The 21,822-nt window shown below is 60.0% G+C and carries 23 protein-coding genes, 1 tRNA gene and 1 riboswitch; of the genes, 5 read left to right on the top strand and 19 right to left on the bottom strand.

Annotation, left to right across the window (positions count from 1 at the left end; all coding sequences use genetic code 11):
- On the bottom strand, window positions 1-525 hold a 525-nt coding region (locus PHT20_RS13505), incomplete at its 3' end, for a response regulator (protein WP_301020911.1).
- Window positions 526-595: 70 nt separating this feature from the next.
- Window positions 596-1,189 carry a phosphoribosylglycinamide formyltransferase gene (gene purN / locus PHT20_RS13500; protein WP_300080980.1) on the bottom strand — a complete coding sequence of 198 codons (594 nt, stop codon included), beginning with the start codon at window positions 1,187-1,189 and terminating at the stop codon, window positions 596-598.
- A gap of 13 nt (window positions 1,190-1,202) precedes the next feature.
- On the opposite strand from purN, the gene PHT20_RS13495 reads away from it, so the two are divergent.
- Window positions 1,203-1,910 carry a YceH family protein gene (locus PHT20_RS13495; protein WP_300080983.1) on the top strand — a complete coding sequence of 236 codons (708 nt, stop codon included), beginning with the start codon at window positions 1,203-1,205 and terminating at the stop codon, window positions 1,908-1,910.
- A 1-nt stretch (window position 1,911) separates the two neighbouring features.
- On the opposite strand, the gene PHT20_RS13490 is transcribed toward PHT20_RS13495, so the two are convergent.
- Together PHT20_RS13490 and PHT20_RS13485 are read right to left on the bottom strand one after the other, a co-directional pair.
- Window positions 1,912-2,802, bottom strand: coding sequence for a DNA ligase (locus PHT20_RS13490; RefSeq protein WP_301020910.1), 891 nt, complete (start codon window positions 2,800-2,802; stop codon window positions 1,912-1,914).
- 47 nt (window positions 2,803-2,849) lie between these two features.
- Window positions 2,850-3,407 carry an HNH endonuclease gene (locus tag PHT20_RS13485; RefSeq protein WP_300080988.1) on the bottom strand — a complete coding sequence of 186 codons (558 nt, stop codon included), beginning with the start codon at window positions 3,405-3,407 and terminating at the stop codon, window positions 2,850-2,852.
- A 351-nt stretch (window positions 3,408-3,758) separates the two neighbouring features.
- On the opposite strand from PHT20_RS13485, the gene PHT20_RS13480 reads away from it, so the two are divergent.
- Complete coding sequence (locus PHT20_RS13480; RefSeq protein ID WP_300080991.1) at window positions 3,759-4,742, top strand: bifunctional riboflavin kinase/FAD synthetase; 984 nt, start codon at window positions 3,759-3,761, stop codon at window positions 4,740-4,742.
- Between the two features lie 286 nt (window positions 4,743-5,028).
- Here the strand turns inward: PHT20_RS13480 and PHT20_RS13475 are convergent, their stop codons facing one another.
- The 10 genes from PHT20_RS13475 to PHT20_RS13430 form a co-directional block, all read right to left on the bottom strand.
- Entirely contained in the window at window positions 5,029-6,171 is a 1,143-nt protein-coding gene (locus PHT20_RS13475; RefSeq protein ID WP_300080994.1) for an aminotransferase class I/II-fold pyridoxal phosphate-dependent enzyme, read from the bottom strand.
- Complete coding sequence (gene cbiB / locus PHT20_RS13470; RefSeq protein WP_300080997.1) at window positions 6,168-7,319, bottom strand: adenosylcobinamide-phosphate synthase CbiB; 1,152 nt, start codon at window positions 7,317-7,319, stop codon at window positions 6,168-6,170. Before cbiB ends, PHT20_RS13475 begins: the two co-directional genes overlap by 4 nt.
- On the bottom strand, window positions 7,258-8,301 hold the full coding sequence (bioB, locus tag PHT20_RS13465; protein WP_300081000.1) for a biotin synthase BioB: 1,044 nt from the start codon (window positions 8,299-8,301) through the stop codon (window positions 7,258-7,260). The genes cbiB and bioB overlap by 62 nt, the downstream gene beginning before the upstream one ends.
- Before the next feature lie 39 nt (window positions 8,302-8,340).
- A complete protein-coding gene (cobO, locus tag PHT20_RS13460) occupies window positions 8,341-8,910 on the bottom strand; it encodes a cob(I)yrinic acid a,c-diamide adenosyltransferase (protein ID WP_300081003.1) in 570 nt (189 codons plus the stop codon).
- Window positions 8,911-8,953: 43 nt separating this feature from the next.
- Window positions 8,954-9,718 (bottom strand): ABC transporter ATP-binding protein, encoded by a 765-nt coding sequence (locus PHT20_RS13455; protein ID WP_300081006.1) that lies wholly within the window; start codon window positions 9,716-9,718, stop codon window positions 8,954-8,956.
- Window positions 9,715-10,833 carry an iron ABC transporter permease gene (locus PHT20_RS13450; protein ID WP_300081130.1) on the bottom strand — a complete coding sequence of 373 codons (1,119 nt, stop codon included), beginning with the start codon at window positions 10,831-10,833 and terminating at the stop codon, window positions 9,715-9,717. Before PHT20_RS13450 ends, PHT20_RS13455 begins: the two co-directional genes overlap by 4 nt.
- Window positions 10,834-10,953: 120 nt before the next feature.
- Complete coding sequence (locus tag PHT20_RS13445; RefSeq protein ID WP_300081133.1) at window positions 10,954-11,817, bottom strand: helical backbone metal receptor; 864 nt, start codon at window positions 11,815-11,817, stop codon at window positions 10,954-10,956.
- 80 nt (window positions 11,818-11,897) lie between these two features.
- Complete coding sequence (locus PHT20_RS13440; RefSeq protein ID WP_300081010.1) at window positions 11,898-12,560, bottom strand: bifunctional adenosylcobinamide kinase/adenosylcobinamide-phosphate guanylyltransferase; 663 nt, start codon at window positions 12,558-12,560, stop codon at window positions 11,898-11,900.
- On the bottom strand, window positions 12,557-13,396 hold the full coding sequence (locus tag PHT20_RS13435; protein ID WP_300081013.1) for an ABC transporter substrate-binding protein: 840 nt from the start codon (window positions 13,394-13,396) through the stop codon (window positions 12,557-12,559). Before PHT20_RS13435 ends, PHT20_RS13440 begins: the two co-directional genes overlap by 4 nt.
- Window positions 13,397-13,427: 31 nt before the next feature.
- Complete coding sequence (locus PHT20_RS13430; RefSeq protein ID WP_300081016.1) at window positions 13,428-15,305, bottom strand: TonB-dependent receptor; 1,878 nt, start codon at window positions 15,303-15,305, stop codon at window positions 13,428-13,430.
- 181 nt (window positions 15,306-15,486) lie between these two features.
- A riboswitch (cobalamin riboswitch) is annotated at window positions 15,487-15,726 on the bottom strand.
- 252 nt (window positions 15,727-15,978) lie between these two features.
- Here PHT20_RS13430 and PHT20_RS13425 point away from each other — a divergent pair.
- The 3 genes from PHT20_RS13425 (at window position 15,979) to PHT20_RS13415 (ending at window position 17,194) form a co-directional block, all read left to right on the top strand.
- On the top strand, window positions 15,979-16,248 hold the full coding sequence (locus tag PHT20_RS13425) for a DUF1778 domain-containing protein (RefSeq protein WP_300081019.1): 270 nt from the start codon (window positions 15,979-15,981) through the stop codon (window positions 16,246-16,248).
- The gene (locus PHT20_RS13420) at window positions 16,241-16,723 is read left to right on the top strand and encodes a GNAT family N-acetyltransferase (RefSeq protein WP_300081022.1); all 483 of its coding nucleotides are present in this window, start codon (window positions 16,241-16,243) and stop codon (window positions 16,721-16,723) included. The genes PHT20_RS13425 and PHT20_RS13420 overlap by 8 nt, the downstream gene beginning before the upstream one ends.
- A 397-nt stretch (window positions 16,724-17,120) precedes the next feature.
- A tRNA-Gly gene (locus PHT20_RS13415) sits at window positions 17,121-17,194 on the top strand.
- A gap of 44 nt (window positions 17,195-17,238) precedes the next feature.
- Here the strand turns inward: PHT20_RS13415 and PHT20_RS13410 are convergent.
- From PHT20_RS13410 to PHT20_RS13390, 5 genes are all read right to left on the bottom strand, one after another.
- Window positions 17,239-17,874, bottom strand: coding sequence for a Crp/Fnr family transcriptional regulator (locus PHT20_RS13410; RefSeq protein ID WP_300081064.1), 636 nt, complete (start codon window positions 17,872-17,874; stop codon window positions 17,239-17,241).
- Between the two features lie 205 nt (window positions 17,875-18,079).
- On the bottom strand, window positions 18,080-18,796 hold the full coding sequence (locus PHT20_RS13405) for an ABC transporter ATP-binding protein (protein WP_300081067.1): 717 nt from the start codon (window positions 18,794-18,796) through the stop codon (window positions 18,080-18,082).
- Window positions 18,797-18,825: 29 nt separating this feature from the next.
- Entirely contained in the window at window positions 18,826-19,596 is a 771-nt protein-coding gene (locus PHT20_RS13400) for an ABC transporter ATP-binding protein (RefSeq protein ID WP_300081070.1), read from the bottom strand.
- Window positions 19,597-19,628: 32 nt separating this feature from the next.
- Window positions 19,629-20,711 carry an ABC transporter ATP-binding protein gene (locus PHT20_RS13395; RefSeq protein WP_301020909.1) on the bottom strand — a complete coding sequence of 361 codons (1,083 nt, stop codon included), beginning with the start codon at window positions 20,709-20,711 and terminating at the stop codon, window positions 19,629-19,631.
- 10 nt (window positions 20,712-20,721) lie between these two features.
- Entirely contained in the window at window positions 20,722-21,651 is a 930-nt protein-coding gene (locus PHT20_RS13390) for a branched-chain amino acid ABC transporter permease (RefSeq protein WP_300081076.1), read from the bottom strand.
- Between the last annotated feature and the right edge of the window lie 171 nt (window positions 21,652-21,822).

Raw genomic sequence — 21,822 nt, 5'->3', positions numbered from 1 at the left:
CCCCACGGCCTGACCGGTGAGGATGTCCACCTTGGGCTGGTACCAAGGCACGATGTCACCTGCTTTCAGGGCGGCGCTGATCTGCAGGGCGGTGAGTTTGTCTTGCGCGGGCTTGGACTGGGCGGGCTTGGCGCGTTGTGCCAGTTGGGTCATGACTCCGGCCAGGCGCTCGGGGCTGCAAGGCTTGCGCAGCACGCCCAAAATAAGCAGCCCATGGGCATTGGCCAGCATGGCGGCGCTGCTCAAAATTTCATCATGCACGCCAGAGAGCAAGATCAAGGGCGCTTGGTAATGGCGCTCAACCAAATGCCGCATCAGCACCAGGCCATCCATGTCGGGCATGGACAGGTCGCTGATGATGGCGCCAATGTGGGTGCGGTGCTGCTCAAACAGCGCCAACGCCTGGGCACCGCTGTCTGCCAGCAGCACGTTGTGCCAGCCTAAATTGGCCAGCTGAATGACCATCAGGTCGCGCTGGAATTCGTCGTCGTCAACGACCAAAATGGTGAGATCGGTTGCGGTCATGGTGAAAAATTCACATGAATTTTTTAGGTCTCTGATTATGAATCAGCCCATGTTAGACAGGCATGAGAAGCTATTCATTTTGCAGCCAGGCACGCACCGCCTGGGGGTAGATCAAGTGCTCCTGGGTGAGCACGCGCTGGGCCAGCGTGGCGGCACTGTCAGAGGGCAGTACGGGCACCACGGCCTGCGCCAAGATGGGGCCGTGATCCAGTTCTGGGGTGACCAGGTGCACCGTGGCACCGGCCACTTTGCAACCGGCATCAATGGCGCGCTGGTGGGTGTTGAGCCCAGCAAATGCTGGCAGCAAAGAGGGATGAATGTTGACCAGACGCCCGGCGTAGTGGTGCACAAAATCTGCCGTCAAAATGCGCATGAAACCTGCCAGCACCACCCGCACCGGCTGGCGCGGTGTGCTGTAGGTGTCAATCAGCGCGGCCAAGGCCGTGTCAAAGGCGGCGCGATCAGGGTAAGCGGTGTGTTCCAGCACGTGGGTGGCAAGGCCATGGCTGCGGGCAAAGTTCAGCCCGCTGGCGGCGGCTTTGTTGCTGATGACCGCCGCCACGCACGCGCCGTGCTGCTCAGCCCAGTGCTCACGCTGTGAGGCTTTGACGATGGCCGCCATGTTGGAGCCACTGCCTGAGATCAAAATAACGATGTTTTTCATACTTGACTGAATTATGACTTTGACCTCTTCTCTACCCCTTGACCCCTCCCCAACGCTGTGCCTGACCCCTGTCGAAGCGCGCGTGCTGGCCACACTGATGGAAAAAGCCCGCACCGTGCCCGACAGTTACCCGCTCTCAATCAACTCGCTGCTGCTGGGCTGCAACCAGAAAACCACCCGCGACCCGGTGATGGACTTGACCGAGGCCGATGTGGCGCAAGCGCTTGACAACCTGCACCAGCTGCAACTGGTGCGCACCAACACCAGCGGCCGGGTGGCACGCTTTGAGCACAACTTTCAGCGCGGCGTAGGGGTGCCCGAGCAATCAGCCGTGCTGCTGGGTGTGCTGATGCTGCGCGGCCCGCAAACTGCCGCCGAGCTGCGCCTGAACACCGAGCGCTGGTACAAATTTGCCGATGTGTCGTCGGTCGAAGGTTTTCTGGAAGAGCTGCAAGACCGCGCGTCCGACAAAGGCGGCCCGCTGGTGGTCAAGCTGGCCAAAGCCCCCGGCGCACGCGAGCAGCGCTGGGCGCATTTGCTGTGCGGGCCGGTGGACGAGGCGCTGCTGGCCACCGGTGGCCTGGCCCGCGCAGCAGATGGCACACCAGGCACCCAGGCCAGACTGGACGCCCTGGAGGCCGAAGTGGCACAACTGCGCAGCACCGTGGCCAAGCTGTGTGCGGAGCTGGGGGTGGCTGCACCTGGGTCAGGTGCGGTCTGAATCAATCTTCACGCACGCGCACAAACGACGCAAATTTGGGCAAACCTTTGGGGGTGTGGTTGCGGTAGCGGTAGGTCACTACGGCGCCCAAGGGCGGAGGCGATTCGCGCTGCGCGTCGGTGAACCCGGTGCCCAAGGCAAAACGCTGGCCGTCGGGCAGCTCAAGCAACAAAGCGCCCAACCGGCCTGCGTGTTTGCCCTTGCCCGGCAGGTGCGCCACCACGCGGGCTTCTGCGTCGGGCTGCAGTTTCAGCTTGAGCAGCGCGTCGCTGCGCCCGGGTGACCACAAGGCGTTGGCGCGGTGCAGCACCAGGCCTTCGCCACCTGCTTGGGCGGTTTGCTTCAGCCATTGATTCAGCGCGTTCGCGTCGGGCACGGTCTGTTGCGGCACCGCTTGCAGCCAGGGTTGATTCACCTGCGCCAGCAGCGCAGCGATGCGTTGGGCACGCTCAGAAAAACCACCCGACGCGCCTGGCAAATCAAAAATCATGTACTGAACACGGCGCCAGTCGGCATCCACCGGTGTCTGACGGCGCACCGTGCCAGAGAGTTCGTCAAAGCGCCCGCGGCCCAGCCACAACTCTCCATCTAGCGCTGTGGCGGGCAAAGCCGCCGTGAACCAAGCCGGTGCCGCAATCGGCAAGCCACTGCGAAAGCGCAACACCTGGCCATCCCAGAAAGCGCGCACGCCATCGAGTTTTTCGCTCACCAGATAGTCGTTGGGACTGTGGCCAGTGGACCACAGCTTGGCGTGCATCAAGGCCGGCTGGGATGAAGCGCTGACCTGCAACACCGCCGGGGTTGCAACGGCCGCAAAAACTGTGCTGGCACACAGCCCACTGATCACCATGCACAAAGGTCGCATGCGTCCAAAAAAACGCTCGTTATTCACTTTTTTACTTCCTGAATGGCAAACAAAAACACACGTCGCTCAATCGCTCACGCCACCAGCCGCGACGACCGGGGCACATGCGCCATCAAAAATTCCATCTGGTCGGCCATGATGCGGCGGTTGCGCAAAATGAAGTCTTCCCACAGGCTGGGCACGTAGGGGGTGTAGAGCAGCGGCATGTGCGCCTGCTCGGGCGTGCGGTGGCTTTTGCGGTGGTTGCAGGGGCGGCAGGCGGTCACCACGTTCATCCAGGTGTCAATGCCGTTTTGCGCAAACGGAACGATGTGCTCACGGGTCAAATCAGCCTCTGGAAACAGCTCGCCGCAATAGGCGCACAGGTTGCGGTCACGCGCGAAAAGTTTGCTGTTGGTCAGCCCGGGTTTGAGCTCAAACGGGTTGATGTTGGGCACGCCTTTGGTGCCAATGATGCTCGACACGGTAATGACCGACTGCTGGCCGGTGCGCGCGTTGTGCCCACCATGAAACACCGCCACCTGGTGACCCATTTCCCAGCGCACCTCTTGGGCCGCATAGTGAATGACCGCTTGTTCCAGCGAAATCCATGATTGGGGCAACCCCTGGGCTGACAGCTTCAAGACTTTCAAAACACGACTCCTGAAAAAAAGACGTTATCCGAATCCATCCAAAACCTTCTGTGGCAGTTCACCGGTTGGCACCTTAGGGCTCGTAAAGTAATAAGTTGTGCATTTGCAAGCCAGGTTTGGGATGCAGTGCTAGGCGCAAAACACGCCGTTTAGCTCTGCTAAACAAGTGATTTGCAACGACGCAATGCGCCCAAAAATGGCTAGGCAAATGTGCAAGTTATTGCTTTACGAGCCCTTAGGCCAGCCCGCCGCAACACCTTATCTGAGACACAATATACATCCTTTATATGTCAAATTGACGTCTAGCGCTTTGAAAACCTGCGCACATAGCTATCAAATTCATAACACCTCATGAAGATTTTTCGTGGTTTCAAGCACCCTGACATTACCCCGGCTTGCGCCCTGACGATTGGCAACTTTGACGGCCTGCACCGCGGTCACCAAGCCATGCTGAGCCTGCTCAAGGGCGAGGCACAGCAGCGCGGCGTGCCCAGCTGCGTGCTGACGTTTGAGCCGCATCCACGCGACTTTTTTGCTGGCCTCACGCACAACCCCAACCTGGCACCGGCGCGGGTGGGCACGCTGCGCGACAAGCTGTGTGACCTGGCCGCCTGCGGCGTTGACCAGACCGTGGTGCTGCCGTTTGATGCCCGGCTGGCCAATTTGTCGCCCCAGGCCTTCATCGACACCGTGCTGCTGCAAGGCTTGGGCGCGCGCTATGTGCTGGTGGGAGACGACTTTCGCTTTGGCCAGCGCCGCGCTGGTGACTACAGCTTGCTGGACGCGGCGGGCACACAACAAGGCTTTGACGTGGCGCGCATGAACAGCTACGAGGTGCACGGTCTGCGCGTGTCAAGCTCGGCGGTGCGCCAGGCTTTGTCTGAGGGTCGCATGCTGGACGCCGCGCGCAAGCTGGGGCACCCCTACCGCATTTCAGGCCATGTGGTGCATGGCCGCAAGCTGGGCCGCACGCTGGGGTTCAAGACCATCAACCAGCGTTTTGCCCACTGGAAACCTGCGGCCAGCGGTATTTTTGCCGTGCTGGTGTATGGCCTAAGCGCACACCCCCTGCGCGGTGTGGCCAACCTGGGGGTGCGCCCCTCCATCGACCCCCATGACGTGAATGGCGGGCGCGTGCTGCTGGAAACCCATTGCCTGGACTGGCCAAGTAGCCTGGGAGCAGAAGGTGCCTACGGCAAGATCGTGCGAGTGGAATTGCTGCACAAACTGCACGACGAACTGAAATACGACGGTCTAGCGGCGTTGACCACTGGCATTCAGAAGGACTGCCATGATGCCAGGGCTTACTTTGAAGCGCAGCCAAAATTGAGCTAGTAGTTCGTTTCATCAAAACGATTACAAAATGAAGTCGATGGATTTTTAAGACTGGCTAGGCGCGAGGAGGCGACATAGCCGTAGCTATGGCAACGACGAGCAACAACGCCAGGTTGGAAAAGACACGATTTCATGTAAGCGGTTTGGTGAAACGGACTACTAGCTGTCATGAATCCAAGCCGACACCCCGGATGATAAAAGAATCTTGAGGGTGGAGGTGCGGGGGTAGATGCCGAGAAAAATTCTTTGGGAGCGTGTTGGATTGACATCCCCCGACTGTCCCCTGTCAGCGCCCGCTGTTCTGCCATGCGGCTCGCAAAGCGTCTTGCGCCGCCGGGGGCAAGACACCCAGGCGGGCATGGCCGGGCAGACCGAACGACGCGGTGTCGCGCAGCTTGATGCCCTGCCCGCGCAGATGCGCCAGCGCCGCCGTCCAGCCCGCTGCCAAGTTCTCAAGCTCAGGGGCAGGCCGGGCGCAGAAAAAATTGGCATCGCTGGGCAGGCAAGTCCAGCCCAGTTCCGTCAACATGGCGATTTGCCGGGCTTTCCAGTCGCGCAGGGTGTGCAGACTCTCACCCAGCCAGGTTTGCACTTGCGGGGTCACCCAAGCGTGCAGCAGCGCCACACCATGCGCCCCAAGCAGCCAGGACGGGGCTAGCGCATCGAGCGCTTGCACAGTGGCCTCTGCGCCTGCCGGGGCAATGGCGTAGGCGGCACGCACACCGGTAAGCCCCAACGATTTGTTGGGCGAAAACAGTTGCCAAATCTGATCACGCTGCGCGGCGCTCAGCGACGGCGCGCCGCTCAGACGCAGTGGGGCGTAGGCGCAGTCCAGCACCACGACGGGGCTGGCACAGACACAGCCGTTCGCGCTGAAGCTGGTACGGCTGGTGGCCTCGGTATGGCGTGACAACAGGGCGTCGTCTGACCCTGCGCAAGTTGCATCTGGCCAGAGCCATGCGGGCCAAGGCAGGTGTGCTTGCCCCAGCGGGCTGCTGGGCTCACACGCCCACACCAAGCTGGCCTGCGCCGGGTCATGTGTCAGCCCCAAACCCCAAGCCTGCGCCGCCTGCGCATAGTCGCCATAGGCGTGGCGCGGCAGGCAGACCGTGGCGCCACCTTGACGAGCCACCCAGGCCGTCAGACGAAAAATGCATTCACTGGCGCTGCCCGCCATCAGGATGCGCCCCGGCGCCACGCCGTGGAAGTCGGCCAGGGCGTGGCGAAGCGCGGTGTAGCGCGGCTCGGGGTAGCGGGTTGCGTCAGCCTGCTGCACAGCGACCAGCGCTGGGGGACACGGGCCGCAGGCGTTGCTGTTGGTAGAGAAGTCAAAGCGCGGCACACCCACGGTGTCGGGGCCGCCATGCACCCGCGCCGGTAAGCCAGGCGCAAGCGTCGGCGGGTGCACAAGTGGATCAAGCGGCTTCATGCGTGCATCATAAATGCTATAAATAAAAGAGCTATTTGCGCAAGCAATACAAGGGCTATAAGCGTATTTGATGTATAAACAATGGCGCCTGACGTATCCGCCGCCACGGCCGCACGACCGGGTGGGTTGAGCACATAAACACCCGGCTTGCGCAAGCCCACGCCCAGCGCCAAGGCCATCGCAGCCATCGGCCAGCCGCTGTTGGGGGATGGGGTCTTGACCGCTTCACGCGCCAAGTCACGCCAGCGCACACCGACCGCGTTGGCCTGACGTTCAGGCATCGGGTGGGTCGCCTCTGACGGCGTTGACCGCGTTGACTGCAAAGATGCCAGTGCCAGCAGCGTCATGCCAGTCAGCCGCGCCGGGATATAGCTCAGTGCATCGTCCGCCCGCGCCGCCCACTTGCCGGCCCATTCCCAGTTTTGCCCTTTGTAGAGGCCGGGGTAGCCCCACATGGCATCGGCGGTGTTGGCAAAACGGTACAGCGCAGCGCCCGGCAGGCCCAGCAGCACAAACCAGAACAGGGGAGCCACCACCGAGTCGTTCAGATTTTCGGCCAAGGTCTCGATGGCGCTCTCACGCACTTCGGTGGCCGTCAGCTGCGCCGTGTCGCGGCTCACCAGCCAGCGCAGGCGCTCGCGACCCGCCTCCAGCGACTCAGCCAAAGCCGCTTCCACCGCCTGCACCTCGCTTTTCAACATGGCCCAGGCCAGCAAGGGCTTGAGCAGCAGGCCCAGCAACACGCCAGCGCCCCACCAGGGCAGGCTGAGTAACGCGCTCTGCAGCGCACAAAATACTCCTGAAAAAATAGCTGCTCCAGCAGTCCATGCAAGGGCGGAAAGCCAAAAAGCTTTGAAATCTTTGACGCCAGGCTGCTGCACCGTACGGCGCTGCACCCAGGCCCCGACGTACCCCAGATAGTGTCCCAGCCACACCACCGGGTGCAGGCGCACCGGCGGCTCGCCCAGCCAGCGGTCAACAACCAGCGCCACCAGCAAAGCCAGCGCCAACACCCACGCAGCGGGGTATGGGGTCAGCAAAATCACGACAGCCTGCAGCCGGCTCTTGTTTGGATAGCGCGGTGTTTCAAGCGCGCGCCACCGGCTGCCCAGCTTGCAGCCCCAGGCGTGCCAGCAAGGCCAGGTCATCGTTGCCCTCAGGGTTGGGCGTGGTCAGCAGCTTGTCACCATAAAAAATGGAGTTGGCCCCGGCCACAAAACACAGCGCTTGCACCGCCTCGCTCATGCTTTGGCGCCCAGCCGACAGGCGCACCCGCGCCATCGGCATGGTGATGCGTGCCACGGCGATGGTGCGCACAAATTCCAGCGGCGCCAGGTCGGGCTGGTCGGCCAGCGGCGTGCCGGCCACTTTGACCAGGTGGTTGATCGGCACCGACTCGGGGTAGGGCTGCAAGTTGGCCAGCTCAGCAATCAAACCGGCGCGCTGCTGGCGCGATTCACCCAGGCCCACAATGCCGCCGCAGCACACCTTCATGCCCGCTTGGCGCACCCGCGCCAGCGTGTCAAGGCGGTCCTGGTAATCGCGCGTGGTGATGATGTCGCCATAAAAGTCGGGCGCGCTGTCCAGGTTGTGGTTGTAATAGTCCAGCCCGGCAGCGCGCAGGGTGTGCGCCTGGCCGTCACTGAGCATGCCCAGCGTGGCACAGGCTTCCAGTCCGCTGGCTTTGACGGTTCTGACCAGTTCGGCCACGGCTTCGATGTCGCGGTCTTTGGGCGCGCGCCAGGCTGCACCCATGCAAAAGCGGGTGGCACCAGCGGCCTTGGCGGCCAGCGCAGCACTGCGCACCGTCTCCACACCCATCAGCTTGCTGGCCGCCACGCCCGTGTCAAAGTGCACCGATTGTGGGCAGTAACCACAGTCTTCCGGGCAGCCACCGGTTTTGACCGACAACAGCGTGGCCAGCTCGACCAGATGGGGGTCAAAGTGAGCGCGGTGCACGGTTTGCGCCTGGTAGATCAGGTCAGAGAATGGCAGCTCAAACAAGGCTTGTACGTCGGCCACCGGCCAGGGTGCTTGCCCAGCAGCGGGGCGCTGTGGGTGGGCATCCAGGCAGGCGTGAAAGTGCAGCGGTTGGACATCAGCGTGGCTACAGGGGACGGTGGTGGTCATTCGGGAAAACTTTCGCTTCAAAATTTTTTAGTCTTCAATTTAATCTTCAATGCCACGCTGCGCCGGTATACCGGCCTTGAAGGCATGTTTGATCATCTGCATCTCGGTCACGGTGTCGGCCAGCTCGATGATCTCTGGCGGGCAGCGGCGGCCGGTCAGCACCACGTGCACTTGCGCTGGGCGGGTCTTCAGGGTTTCCAGCACGTCAGCCAAAGGCAGCCAGCCGTAGATCAGTGGGTAGGTGATTTCGTCCAGCGTGACCATGAAGAAGTCGCCACTCAGGATGGCGGCTTTGGCCTTTTGCCAGCCGCCTCGCGCCAACTGCGCCGAGTGTTCCAAATCCTGGCTCTTCCAGCTGAAGCCGTCGCCCAGCCCTTCAATGGGGATGCCGATCTGCTCGAACATGCGGTGCTCGCCAAAGCGGGCGCTGGGCACTTTCATGAACTGAAAAATCTTCACTGCTTTGCCACGCCCGTGCGCTCTCAGCGCCAGGCCAAAAGCGGCTGTGCTTTTGCCCTTGCCGTCGCCGGTGTTGACGATGATCAGGCCACGGCGCTCGCCCTCGGCCTTGTCGTAGGGTTTGTCGGTGGGTGGGGTTTCAATCTGCATGGTAGTCAGGACTCAGTTGTATTTAATGGGGGTCAGATTCCAATTAATTTGGCAACGCCACCCATTGCCCGGCCAGCGGGTGGATGGTGATGCGGTGGTCAAACACCGCCTCCAGCGCACGGTGCGTGGCGGGGTCGGCGCTGGGGCCAAAGTGGGTCACGCACCCGCCCGCCATGATCAGCATCTGGTCAGCGTGCAGCGCCATGCTGATTTCATGCAGTACGCTGACCACCGTGACACCGGCCTCCAGCAGGCAGCGCACCATGCCCAGCCAGTCGGACTGGTGCGGCGGGTCGAGGTTGGCCAGCGGCTCGTCCATCAGCAGCACCGGGGCTTGCACCGCCAGCGCGCGCGCCAGCAGCACGCGCTGACGCTCGCCACCCGAGAGTTGGCCCAGGCTGCGCGCACGCCAGCCCAACGCACCGGTCGTTTTCAGTGCCATTTCTACCGCCGCACGGTCAGCCGCGCTGGGCGCAGAGAGCCAAGCCTGGTGCGGCAAGCGACCGAGCATGACCACGTCCCACACCGTCAAATCATCCGCCGCAGACTCGTTTTGACCCAGCCACGCCAACGCTTTGGCGCGTGCGCGAGCCGGGTAACTGGGCAGGGGCTGGCCCAGCAAATCGACTTGCCCCTGGTGCGGCAGCAGCCCGGCCAGCACTTTGAGCAAGGTGGACTTGCCGGCACCGTTGGGGCCAACGATGGCCGTCCAGCGGCCTTGCAGCAAAGCCAGCGACACATCGTGCAGTATCTCGGAATTTCCAAGCCTAGCCCTTATAGAACTTGCTTGAATAGCTATTTTATTCATAGCACAACACCACCCCGCGTGCCGCGGTGCATCAGCCACAGCAGGTAACCACCGCCCAGCACGGCAGTCAGCACGCCCACCGGCAGCTCTTGCGGCGCAATCAGCCAGCGCGCCAGGGTGTCGGCGGCCATCAACAACACGCCGCCCATCAAGCTGGACAAAAAGATCAATCGACCATGCGTGGTCTTGACCACCGAGCGTACCAGGTGCGGCGCGGCCAAGCCCACAAACGCAATCAGCCCAGTTTGCGCCACCGCCGCGCCGGTGGCCAGCGCCAGCACCGCCACCAGCGCCAGCCGCATCGAGGTGATCGGCAGCCCCAGGCTGCGCGCCGTGGCCTCGCCCAGGCTCAGGCCGTCGAGCAGCCGCGCCAGCAAAGCGCCAGCCGCGCTGGCCAGCAGCCAGGTGAGCCCCATCACGCCGCAAGCGCTCCAGCCGACAAACGCGGTCGAACCCAGCATGAAGGCCTGCATGGCTTGCAGCGATTCGGGGGTCCAGACCAGCACCAAATGCGTCAGCGCCCCCAGCACCACGCCCACCACCACCCCAGCCAGCAGCAGGCGCAAGGTGTGTTGCACGCCTTTGCTCAAGGCCAGCGTCAGCAGCACCGCCCCCACCGCGCCAGCAAAGGCCGCGCCGGTGAGCCCCAGGCGCGTCAGCCAACCGGTGCCAAACACAGTGAACGCCAGGCCGTCGCCCATCATGCCGCCGGCACCACCACCCACGCTGCCACCCACGCTGCCACCCACGCTGCCACCCAACATGCCACCCGCGCCGCCCAGCACGGCCAGCGCCAGCGCCACGCCCAGCGACGCGCCCGAGGCACTGCCGAGCAAAAACGGGTCGGCCAGCGGGTTGCGAAACAGCCCCTGCGCCAAGGCCCCTGCCAGCCCCAGCAAAGCCCCGGCCGCCCAGGCCCCCAGAGTGCGCGGCAGGCGGATGTCCATGACGATTTGCTGCGCCATAGCGGTCTGGTCAGGGTCTAGCCGGGGGTTGAGCAAGGGCTGCAGCAAATTCTCAAACCCGGCGCTGCCGACGCACACGCCCAAGGCGGCCAAGGCCAGCGCCAGCAGTGCCAGCACCCAAGCGAATGTGTTGGCACGCCGCAAGTTCATGGCCACACTGGTGTCACAGTCCATGGGGTCTTGGCACAAGAGATTGCGCATGGCTCAGAGCACCAGCGTGGGCAAGATAGCCGTTCGTGGTCAACGGGTGGCACCGCTTGATGCACTGACTCATGGTGCCCTGGCTTTGTCAGCCAGACACTGCGCCATCAGGCGGGTAGCCTCACTCATGCGCGGGCCAGGGCGCACCAGCGCGTCTGACTGCGCTGGTGTGAACACACACACCTGCCGGTTGCGAACCGCACGCATGTTGCCCCAACCCGGGCGTTGCGCCATGCCGTCCAGACTGCGCTCACCAAGCATGATGACATCGGGGTCAGCACGCACAATGAACTCGGGGTTGAGCCGGGGAAAAGGTCCCAAATGGGCTGGAATGATATTTTTGACACCCAAGCGTGTGAGCGTTTCGCCTATGAACGACGATTCGCTCGCGCCATAGGGGCCGGGGTTGACCTCAAAGTAAACCCGCACACCACGTGCGTTCAACGGCAACGACTGGGCTGCCGCCTGCACCGCCATATCGACTGCACGCCACACACGCGCGGCATCTGGCACGCCCAACACCTGGCCTAATTTTTCAAGCACACGCTTCACGTCTGCGTGGGTTTTGGGCTCTAGCGCCATGGTTTTGATGCCCAGCAACCGCAAGCGGTCACCCACCCGCGACGAGGTAGCCATCAGAACCAGGTCAGGCTTGAGCGCCACGATGGCCTCCACATTGGCATCAAGCCCGCCCCCGACTTGGGGCAGTTGGCGCACGCTGTCGGGATAATTTGAATAGCGGTCTACGCCCACCAGACGGGCGCATTGGCCTAATTCGCACACTGTTTCAGTGAGTGATGGCAACAGGCTGACGATGCGCTGGGGCGGCTGCAACAGGGTCACGGTTTGACCCAGGTCATCGGTCATTTGCAGGGCTTGGGCAGCGGTTGTGACAAAGCAAAGCGCGGCAAGCCCAACCCAAGCCAGCCGCATGGGCAGGCGTTTTATCGCACCCCATGTGGTGCCGGCAGCAAACCAATAAGGCACAGTGCAGCGGGGCAAGGCGTAGCAGGTCATGCGGCATCTTTCAAAGTCAGGGGCAGTCCGGCTGCCATCAGGGTCACGCGCTGGCACTGGCTGGCCACGCTTTGGTTGAGCATGCCAAGGGCATCGACAAATGCGCGCACTTCGCGCCCGAGCGGAATCACGCCCAGACCAATCTCGTTGCCCACCAGCACCAGCGGCCCGGGGGCACCTTCAATTGCTTTTAAAAGCATAGCTGTTGGTGCTTTCTGCTCATGCTCTAGAGGCTTATTTTGTTCACAATTTTGAACACCCTGACCGGCTGTGGCTAACGCAGCGTGGGCAGGTGGGGTAACGTCTGGCGGCACATCAAACGGCATCAGCAGGTGGGTAAGCCACAGCGTCAGGCAGTCCACCACGATCAAGGTGTCGGCGCGGCTGTGGCTCAGGATGGCTTCGGCCAGCTTCAGGGGCTCTTCTACCGTGGTCATGCCCGGCACGCGCATCAAACGGTCGGCCTGATGGCGGGCAATGCGCGCGCGCATCTCGTCGTCCCACGCTTGGGCGGTGGCAATCAACACCGCTTGGTGCGCGCCCGATTGCGCCAGCCAGCGTTGCGCCAACGCTTCAGCGCGGCGGCTTTTGCCGCTTTTTTGGCCGCCCAGAATCAGCTCGCTGCGGGCGATAGTGAAGGCGGTGGTGAGGGCGTTCATGCAGCCGCCCCGGTGTGCGCAGCCGTGCGCCCAGGTGCTACGTCGCGCTGCCAGTCCATGATGATGCGGTGCAGTTGCGCCAGCCCGTCAGTCAGCGCGGCCGGGCCGGGTTGCAAAATGTCGGCAGATTTGATCTCAAAAAGTTGCCCGGTTTTGACGGCGGCCACGTCGCCCCAGCCCGGGCGTGCCGCCACCAGCTCAGGGCGGAACTTTTTGCCGCACCACGAGCCGATGATGATGTCGGGGTTGCGCGCGATGATCTCGCTGTCGTCGGCCAGGATGCGATGCTTACCCAGTGGCTGGGCTGCCAGTTCCGGGAAGATGTCTTGCCCGCCAGCCACACCGATCAGCTCTGAAACCCAGCGGATGGCGCTGATGCGCGGTGTGTCCCATTCTTCAAAATAGACCTTGGGTTTATGTGAAAAATTGGCACCTAGCGCTTGCGCAGACTGCATAGAAAGCTGCATTTTTTGTAGCATACTCAATCCCTGTGCACCCTGCCCCACCATGGCAGCCACCTGGTACAGCACCCCCAAAATTTCTGCCACGCTGCGCTGGTTGAACACCGTGACCGGCACCCCGGCGCGAATCAGCGCGGCGGCAATGTCGGCCTGCATGTCGGAAAAACCCAGCACGCAGTCGGGCTGTAGCGCCAGGATTTTGTCCAGCTTGGCACTGGTGAAGGCGCTCACGCGCGGCTTTTCTTCGCGCGCCCGCTTAGGCCGCACGGTGTAGCCGCTGATGCCGACAATGCGCCACTCTTGCCCCAGCAGGTAGAGCCACTCGGTGGTTTCTTCGGTCAGGCAGACGATGCGCTGGGGGGTCAAAGTAGCCATGCTCAACGGCGCAGGAGGCATCACGCAAATCCTAGAAATGCAGCCGCAGAGCCGCCGTGACAGCTCGACCCGCTTCAGGGTAAATGCCGTTGGTGACACCGGCAGCACATACGAACGCCTGGGTGTAGTACTTGGCATCGAGCAGGTTACTTAAACCCAACGACATTTCCACATTGCGCCATTGGTAGGCGTAGCGCGCATCCAGGGTGACATAGCTGGGCACTTTGCAGGTGTTGTTGAAATCCACACTTTGCGACGACACCCACATCACTCCCGCGTTCACCGAATGCGCCGCTGCGGGGTGCCAGTCACCGCGAACAGCCAACGTGCGGCCAGCGACCAAAGGCACATCTTTGCCGTTGTGCGCGCCTTGCGTGAACTTGGACTCTTTCACCGCCAGGTTCACCTGCAAGCCCAGCGTTTTGCTCAGCTCGTGCTGGGTTTCAAGCTCAAGACCCTGACGCAAAGTGGGGTCGAAATTGACGTTGGAGCCGAAACCGCTGAACGAGTTTGCATTGACAACCGTCGGATCGTAGCCAATTTCATTGGCCAGGCTGCTGCGGTAATAGCGCAATTCAACCCGCCCGCCACTGTAGGTCCAGCGGTTGCCCAACTCAAGGTCGCGCGAAGTTTGTGGCTGCAACACCGCACCTGGCGTTGTGAAGCCCAATTCGTCAATATTGGCCAGACGAAAACTACTGCCCAAACGACCATAAACAGACCAAATACTGGAGAGTGGCTGCGTCAAACCCAATTCCCAGGCCTGTTGACTTTGGTCAGTGCTGGCCGTGTAGGTGTCTGTTTGCTTGATGTTTTCTGACCGCACACCGATGGACAAACGCGTACCCGAGCCATAGGTCACGTCGTCCTGAAGATAGTAGGCACTGTTTTTTTGTTGCGACGTGGCACCAAACGCACCGGGTGTGACTCGCTTCCAATCGGCCTGGTCATGGCCCAGGGTTAACGCGTTTTGTGCTTTTCCCCACTTGGCTTGGTACTTAGCGCGAACCGCCACGGTGTTGGCATCAATGTCATAACGGTAGCTAGAGACACCACCGTTCAAGCTGTCGAGTTGCTTGGTGCGTTGCCCAACATCAAGCCCAATCTGCCATGCGCCCAACTCTGCACTTGCAAAAACCGTGTCGCGCGTGTTTTTGATGCTGGCTTTTTTGTTGGTATTGGCAGCATTGGTTTGCGTGGGATTTGCATCAAACTGTGCCGCCGTCAAGGCACCCGGCAAACCGCCAAGCAAGCTGTCATAAGCATGACTGGCACCCAGGCGCAACCAGTCGTTGCTCCATTGCGCCTGAACGGTATTGCCGTCAATATCAGACCTGAAAAAATCACGATGATTGTCGGATTGGCGCTTGTGCGCCGCCACATCCAGCGAAAAACCACCTGTGGCCAAGGTGGCGTTGGTGCGGGCATCGCTTAGCCCATAGGTTCCGCTTGCCACATACACATCTGCAGAATTCTGACGCGCTGTTCCCAGGCCCGCTTTGGTCGTGATCACAATCACACCGCCGGTGGCACCTTCGCCATAAAGTACCGCGCCACTGCCACGGAGCACTTCAATGCGCTCAACCGTGTTGACGGCAATGCCCGCCAGGCGTGCGCCACCCAGATCGGCCTCGTTCATTTTGACGCCATCCACAACCACCACCTGATTGCTGCTTGCCGTTGTGCCAAAGCCGCGCAAATCAAGGCTGTAATCGCCACCCCCGTAAAAATCTACTCGACCTGCAATACCCAGTAGCTTAATCACCGCCTCGTTCACCGTTGTCACACCGGATCGGGCAATGTCTTCCTTGGTGATGACGTTGACACCAAAAGGCAACATAGCCGCCAATTCGTTGAAGCGCGTCGCCGTCACCACCACCTCTTTCAACGCGGCCACAGGTTGAGCCATCACTTCGAACGAAGCTACAAAGGAAATAGCTGCTAACGCAGACGCAGTAAGCCCTACAGGTGCTTTTGAGCACTGAAAAAATGCAAGAGATTTCATGAAAAGAAAGAACCAAGATAAAAGCCCTCACCGTCGTCCCCGACAGTGCATGAGCGTCACGGTTGCGCGTTTTTCATGACAAAAAACACACAGCCACCGTGTTGGCCGGTATCCGGGCTGATGGAGTCAACCTGCATCGCCTTCCCAAATGTAAAAAACACTCAGTGGCCTGGATGCAAGCGGAATCGTCATAAGACGCTTCGTCCACTTACCGTTGCGGGGGCAGCGCAGGTTAGGTTTGCTGTTGGCCAGCGTCACCCTCCTGCTTCCCGTTGAACTGCGGCATATGTGTTACACCGCGAGCACCAACGCGGCAGATTCTAGCTGTGCCAACTTCGACCTCTGTCAACCAACGCTTAGCGGGTGTAGTTCAATGACAGATACACGCCTACCGTGATATGTCGGTCACCCAGTCGCCTACAGCAAATTCCTAAGTTCACACGCCGTTTTCAATCGTTGGTTAGAGACTTCACATCCAGATGGGCATGGTCAATTCTGGACAAGACCGCAACGCGCTGGTGGTGGCAGGCTAGAAAAATATACATACGGTAAAATACCGTATTTAAAAGGAACCAACATGACGTCCACTGCCCGCTTTGATCTGACAATTGACGCTGCCGACAAAGACATCATCTCTCGCGCAGCGTCGCTGATGGGAACGACGTTGGCTGGCTTTGTTCGATCTGCTGCCAAAGAAAAAGCGCTAGATTTAATCGACAGGGATTCGCGCATCACGTTATCGCAGCGAGATTTCACGGCATTTGCTTCAGCACTCAACGGTGCCTTCACGCCAAATGCTGCGCTGCAAAGTGCATTGACCGCATCCAGCCAGGTCAAACGTGCTTGAAGAGCACGCACTGGATGCAGTGCTTCATAATCGCAACGGGTTTCATTGCGGCACCCCTGAGCTTGATGACTACCTGCACCGCTTTGCACTGCAGCACACCCGCAAGGGTGTGACAACTGTTCACGTGCTGGTGGATTCCGAGCAACCAAGTGAGATTCTGGGCTACTACAGTCTCAGTGCTGCCCAAATCGACGTTCTGCAACTCAGGGGCACCGATCGAAAAAAACTACCTCGTTACCCGGTGCCCTGCTTCCGCATGGGACGACTTGCCTGTCGCACAGACAGGCGTGGTACTGGATTGGGCAAGGTGTTGATCGGCTGTGCTGTGAGTCGCTGCTTGAAAGCACGCCAGCAGGTGGCTGCGTTTGCGCTGCTGGTTGATGCAAAAAACGGGCAAGCCAAGAGCTTTTACGAGCACTACGGCTTTACCGCGTGCGCTGACTCGCCAATGACACTTTACCTGCCACTGGGCTGATCTGGTTTCTACAGCAGATCAGTTCGCGGGTCAGATTTTGAACTGCTCGCAGGCCGAGCTCGTTGACTTAGCCGGAGCAGGTGGCCAGGGTTGGGAAATTTGGGTGGCCATCAGGGCCAGACGCAAGCCTGAACACCATGGGACGAGTAAGTGCTTACCCGGCTTGAGTAACTTGGCCGCTCGTGCATCGAAGTGCATGATTTATACTTCTACAGGTGGATAGTGTGAATTTCGTTTTTGTTAACCTACACTTTCAAAAAAACCTACACCACGATTGTGTACGTAGGTAGGTTTTGAGAAGTGTGGAAAATGTGCAAGACGATGCTCAAAAAACAAAAATCTTTCTAAATCAAGCGCTTACGGTACAAACTTGTTGTAATTCAATGGGTTAAAAATTGCGGGTGTAGTTCAATGGCAGAACGGCAGCTTCCCAAGCTTCATACGAGGGTTCGATTCCCTTCACCCGCTCCAGTCTTCTCACTCCAGCGCCATTGCAGCGCAGAGTTCCCCCCACTTCACACCCCAGCCAATGACCGCAAGGCGTTGGGATTGACCAAATTCAGCACCCGGCCATTGCCGCTGATCAGGCTTTGCTCACGCAAATGGCGCAGCACGCGCGAGAAGGTTTCGGGGGCAATGCCCAGCTGGGTGGCAATGCTGCGTTTGCGCTGCTGCAATTCCACCGCCATTTGACCTTCGCCCACCGGCTGGGCGTGGCTCAGCAACCATTCGGCACAGCGTGACTCGGCATCTTTGGCCAGGCGGCTCACGGCAAATTCAGTTTGCTTGCGGTGCGCCATGGCCACATCGGTCAGCACCGCGCGGGCTGACTCTGGCAAATCTTGGATGCCTTGGCGAAAGCTGGCCAAGTTGACCTGGCGATATTCCACGGGGGAATCGGCCACCGCGTCCACCAAATGCGGCAAGCCCAGCACGGCAGAACTGGCATCGAGCCAGCACGGGCCTTCAAGCACGCCAATTTGGTGTTCCATGGCTGTGCCCTGCACCAAACCCAACGCAACCCGACCATGCTCGATGTAACTGACGTAGGGGGTGGGTTGAGCGGTGTGACAGCCACGCTGCAGCAGCAGCTTGCCGCGTGAAATGCTTTGCAGTTGCGCTGTGGGGTCGATGTCGTGAATGGAAATCATGGGGCTGACTATGCCGCGCCACCCCCTCAAAGACCTTGAGCAAAATCAACTTTTTGAAACAAAACCCCTGATAGCAGCACGGTTAAATCGCTCCAACCATCTGCCAAAGTCCATTCTCGAAACCAAAACTTGACCTTACGATACATCAAAAAAAATAGCTACTCACGCTTATTCTATAAGCGTTAGAGGCCAATTTGATGATGAACTATTCACCCAGATAAGCGGCCCGGACTTTGGGGTCTGAGAGCATGGATTTGGCGTCGCCCGTCATGGTGATGAGGCCGGAGTCCATGACATAGCCACGGTCAGCAATGGCCAAGGCACGGCTGGCGTTTTGCTCCACTAGCAAAATCGTCACGCCTTGGGCGTAGACGCTGCTGATGACTTCAAAAATTTTGTCCACCATGATGGGCGACAGCCCCATGGAGGGCTCATCGAGCAGCAGCACCTTGGGACGGCTGATGAGGGCGCGCCCCATGGCCAGCATTTGCTGCTCGCCACCGCTCAAGGTGCCAGCCAGCTGGTCTTTGCGCTCCTTCAGGCGTGGAAAAATGCCAAACACTTTGTCGATGTCCATCAAGATGTCGGCCTTGTCGTCGCGTATGTAGGCACCCATTTGCAGATTTTCCAGAATCGTCATGCGGGTAAAGATGCCACGGCCCTCGGGCACCATGGCCAAGCCTTGTTTGACCAAGTCCCACGGCCCTTGGCCACGGATGCTTTTGCCCAGGTATTCAATGTCGCCGTCGTTGATGGGCAGCGAGCCGGTGATGGCTTTCATGGTGGTGGTTTTGCCAGCGCCATTGGAGCCAATCAGCGACACCAATTCGCCTTCTTGCACTTCAAAGTCAACGCCTTTGACAGCTTGAATGCCACCGTAAGCCACTTTGAGCCCTTTGACCTTGAGAAGAGTTTTTGCCATGTTGTGTGTTCCTTGTGCGGTCTAAGCGCTCAGTGGCCGCCGGTGCCCAGATAGGCTTCAATCACTTTGTCGTTGCGCTGCACGTCAGCCGGGGTGCCTTCAGCAATTTGCTTGCCGTAGTCGAGCACAGTGACGCGGTCACACAAGCCCATGACCAGTTTCACATCGTGCTCAATCAGCAAAATGGTGCGGTTGTCGTGGCGAATTTTGTCAATGAGCTCGCGCAGCAGCACTTTTTCGGTGCTGTTCATGCCAGCTGCAGGCTCGTCGAGGGCAATGAGCTGCGGGTCGGTGGCCAAGGCGCGGGCAATCTCTAAGCGGCGTTGGTCGCCATAGCTCAAGGTGCGGGCTTTGAATTCGGCCAAGTGGCCAATGCCAACGTAGTTAAGCAACTCCAAGGCGCGCGCCGCAATGGCGGCTTCTTCGGCCATGAACCCGGCGGTGTGAAACACGGCACCCAACAAACCCGAATGGGTGCGCACGTGGCGCCCGACCATCACGTTTTCTTGTGCTGTCATCTCGGCAAACAGGCGGATGTTTTGAAACGTGCGGGCAATGCCAGCCTTGGCCACCTCATGCACGGCAGAGGGTTTGTAGGGCTTGCCTGCCAGCTCAAAGGTGCCAGTGTCGGGGGTGTACAAGCCGGTGAGCACGTTAAAAAATGTGGTTTTGCCAGCGCCATTGGGGCCAATCAGGCCATAGACCTGGCCACGCTTGATTTGGATGCCCACGTCGCTCAAGGCCTGCAGGCCGCCAAAGCGCTTGGATACGCCTGCAACGTTCAGTACGGTGTCTGTCATGTGTGTCTTTCGTCAAAGGGGTGCGAAGCGGCTTACACCTTGGCCGTTTGCAAGGCCTTGCCATGCTCTGGCGACGGCCACAAGCCGCGTGGGCGCAGCAACATGATGATGATCATGGCCAGGGCGATCAGCAGCTGACGCAAAATGGCCGAGTCGAGCCGACCACCGGTCATTTCCTGCAGGGGACCCGCCACATAACGCAAAATTTCTGGCAAAGCCGACAAGGCCAGCGCCCCCACAATGACGCCCGGCAGGTGGCCAATGCCGCCCAGCACCACCATGGCCACGATCATGATGGATTCCATCAAGCTGAACGACTCTGGCGAGATGAAACCTTGAAACGAGGCAAACATGGCACCCGAGACACCCCCAAAGGTGGCGCCCATGCCAAACGCCAGCAGTTTCAGGTTGCGGGTGTTGATGCCCATGGCTTTGGCGGCAATCTCGTCTTCGCGAATGGCCATCCAGGCACGCCCCACGCGCGACATTTGCAAACGGTGCGAAATGATCACGCTCAAAACCACCAGCACCAAAAACATGTAGTAATAGAGTGTGACGGAGGGCAGCTCAAAGCCAAACAGCTCATTGCTTTTGCCAAAGCTCATGCCAAAAAATGACAAGGCATCAATTTCACCCATGCCTTTGGGGCCGTTGGTGATGTTGACCGGGTGGTCCAGGTTGTTCATGAAGACGCGGATGATTTCACCAAACCCCAAGGTCACGATGGCCAGGTAGTCGCCGCGCAAGCGCAAGGTGGGCGCCCCCAGCAAAATGCCAAACAAGCCCGCCAACCCAGCTGCGGCGGGGATGATGATCCAGATCGGGGTGTGCATGCCGTTAGGGAACATGGCCGCAATGGCCGGAAAGGTTTCGGTCAAGTGGGGCGATGCCAGCAGCGCATACATGTAGGCACCAATGGCAAAGAAAGCCACATAGCCCAAGTCCAGCAGCCCGGCATAGCCCACCACAATGTTCAGACCCAGCGCCAGCAGCACATACAGCAGCGCCATGTCGGCAATGCGCACCCAGGCATTGCCAAAACTTTGCAACACCAGCGGCACCAGCAGCAAGCCCAGCGCGGCCAACAGGAAAACGACAATTTGTTTTTGTTTCATGGGGTACTCCTTAGGCCCTGTCCGCCACCCGCTCGCCCAGCAAGCCGGAAGGACGCAGTGTCAACACGATGATCAGCACAATGAAAGCAAAGATGTCAGAGTAGTGGCTGCCGAGCACGCCCCCGGTCAGCGTGCCGATGTAGCCCGCCCCCAAAGACTCGATCAAGCCCAGGGCAATGCCCCCCACCACCGCACCGGCCAGGTTGCCAATGCCGCCAAACACCGCTGCCGTGAAGGCTTTCAGGCCTGGCAAAAAGCCCATGGTGTGCTGCACCGTGCCGTAGTTGGCCGCCCACATGATGCCGGCAATGGCTGCCAATACGGCACCGATGACAAAGGTGGCCGAAATCACCAGGTCGGGCTTGACCCCCATCAACGCCGCCACCCGCGGGTTTTCGGCGGTGGCACGCATGGCGCGACCGAGTTTGGTGTAGTTCACCAGCCACATCAGCACCGCCAAAGACATCACCGTCATGCCCAAAATCAGGATTTGGGTCAGGGTAATGACGGCGCCACCCACCTCATAAGGCACGATGGGCAGCAAGTTGGGATAGGGTTTGTAGTTGGGCTTCCAGATGATCATGGCCAGCGTTTGCAACAGCAGCGACATGCCAATGGCGGTGATCAGCGGCGCCAGCCGTGGGCTGTTGCGCAACGGGCGGTAGGCAATTTTTTCAATGCTGAAATTCAGCACCGCTGCCACCACGCAAGAAATGATGAGGGCAATGATCAGGATGATCCAGCCCGGCGTGCCCGGCATGGCGTCGCGCATCATGCCAATCACGGTCCAACTGGTCAGCGCGCCGACCATCAGCACCTCGCCATGGGCAAAGTTGATCAGGCCGATGATGCCGTAGACCATGGTGTAACCCAAGGCCACCAGGGCATACATACTGCCCAACACCAGACCGTTGATGATCTGCTGCAAGAAAATTTCCATCTGTTCTTCTCCGATTTTTAACGGGTGATGACATTCGCACCGGTGGTGTGATGCCTGCGACAGCCTTGTGGGCTTGGATTGGCTGTTAGCAATAAACCTGCCAACCCCTGCATTCAGGGCGCAAAGTGGTCAGGATTGTAGTCACGGGCTGTTTTGTCACAGGGCTGCAAT

Source organism: Rhodoferax sp. (assembly GCF_028715765.1).
Classification (GTDB): domain Bacteria; phylum Pseudomonadota; class Gammaproteobacteria; order Burkholderiales; family Burkholderiaceae_C; genus Rhodoferax.
Note: the sequence above shows the minus strand (reverse complement) of the source record. Positions and strands in the feature narration are given on the sequence as shown.

Excerpts from the sequence above, each read along its gene's own strand:
- purN (WP_300080980.1), bottom strand. The coding sequence starts at position 1,189 with ATGAAAAACATCGTTATTTTGATCTCAGGCAGTGGCTCCAACATGGCG.
- PHT20_RS13495 (WP_300080983.1), top strand. The coding sequence starts at position 1,203 with ATGACTTTGACCTCTTCTCTACCCCTTGACCCCTCCCCAACGCTGTGC.
- PHT20_RS13480 (WP_300080991.1), top strand. The coding sequence starts at position 3,759 with ATGAAGATTTTTCGTGGTTTCAAGCACCCTGACATTACCCCGGCTTGC.
- PHT20_RS13475 (WP_300080994.1), bottom strand. The coding sequence starts at position 6,171 with ATGAAGCCGCTTGATCCACTTGTGCACCCGCCGACGCTTGCGCCTGGC.
- cbiB (WP_300080997.1), bottom strand. The coding sequence starts at position 7,319 with ATGACCTGGCCTTGCTGGCACGCCTGGGGCTGCAAGCTGGGCAGCCGG.
- bioB (WP_300081000.1), bottom strand. The coding sequence starts at position 8,301 with ATGACCACCACCGTCCCCTGTAGCCACGCTGATGTCCAACCGCTGCAC.
- cobO (WP_300081003.1), bottom strand. The coding sequence starts at position 8,910 with ATGCAGATTGAAACCCCACCCACCGACAAACCCTACGACAAGGCCGAG.
- PHT20_RS13455 (WP_300081006.1), bottom strand. The coding sequence starts at position 9,718 with ATGAATAAAATAGCTATTCAAGCAAGTTCTATAAGGGCTAGGCTTGGA.
- PHT20_RS13450 (WP_300081130.1), bottom strand. The coding sequence starts at position 10,833 with ATGAACTTGCGGCGTGCCAACACATTCGCTTGGGTGCTGGCACTGCTG.
- PHT20_RS13445 (WP_300081133.1), bottom strand. The coding sequence starts at position 11,817 with ATGCGGCTGGCTTGGGTTGGGCTTGCCGCGCTTTGCTTTGTCACAACC.
- PHT20_RS13440 (WP_300081010.1), bottom strand. The coding sequence starts at position 12,560 with ATGAACGCCCTCACCACCGCCTTCACTATCGCCCGCAGCGAGCTGATT.
- PHT20_RS13435 (WP_300081013.1), bottom strand. The coding sequence starts at position 13,396 with ATGGCTACTTTGACCCCCCAGCGCATCGTCTGCCTGACCGAAGAAACC.
- PHT20_RS13430 (WP_300081016.1), bottom strand. The coding sequence starts at position 15,305 with ATGGCTCAACCTGTGGCCGCGTTGAAAGAGGTGGTGGTGACGGCGACG.
- PHT20_RS13425 (WP_300081019.1), top strand. The coding sequence starts at position 15,979 with ATGACGTCCACTGCCCGCTTTGATCTGACAATTGACGCTGCCGACAAA.
- PHT20_RS13410 (WP_300081064.1), bottom strand. The coding sequence starts at position 17,874 with ATGATTTCCATTCACGACATCGACCCCACAGCGCAACTGCAAAGCATT.
- PHT20_RS13405 (WP_300081067.1), bottom strand. The coding sequence starts at position 18,796 with ATGGCAAAAACTCTTCTCAAGGTCAAAGGGCTCAAAGTGGCTTACGGT.
- PHT20_RS13400 (WP_300081070.1), bottom strand. The coding sequence starts at position 19,596 with ATGACAGACACCGTACTGAACGTTGCAGGCGTATCCAAGCGCTTTGGC.
- PHT20_RS13395 (WP_301020909.1), bottom strand. The coding sequence starts at position 20,711 with ATGAAACAAAAACAAATTGTCGTTTTCCTGTTGGCCGCGCTGGGCTTG.
- PHT20_RS13390 (WP_300081076.1), bottom strand. The coding sequence starts at position 21,651 with ATGGAAATTTTCTTGCAGCAGATCATCAACGGTCTGGTGTTGGGCAGT.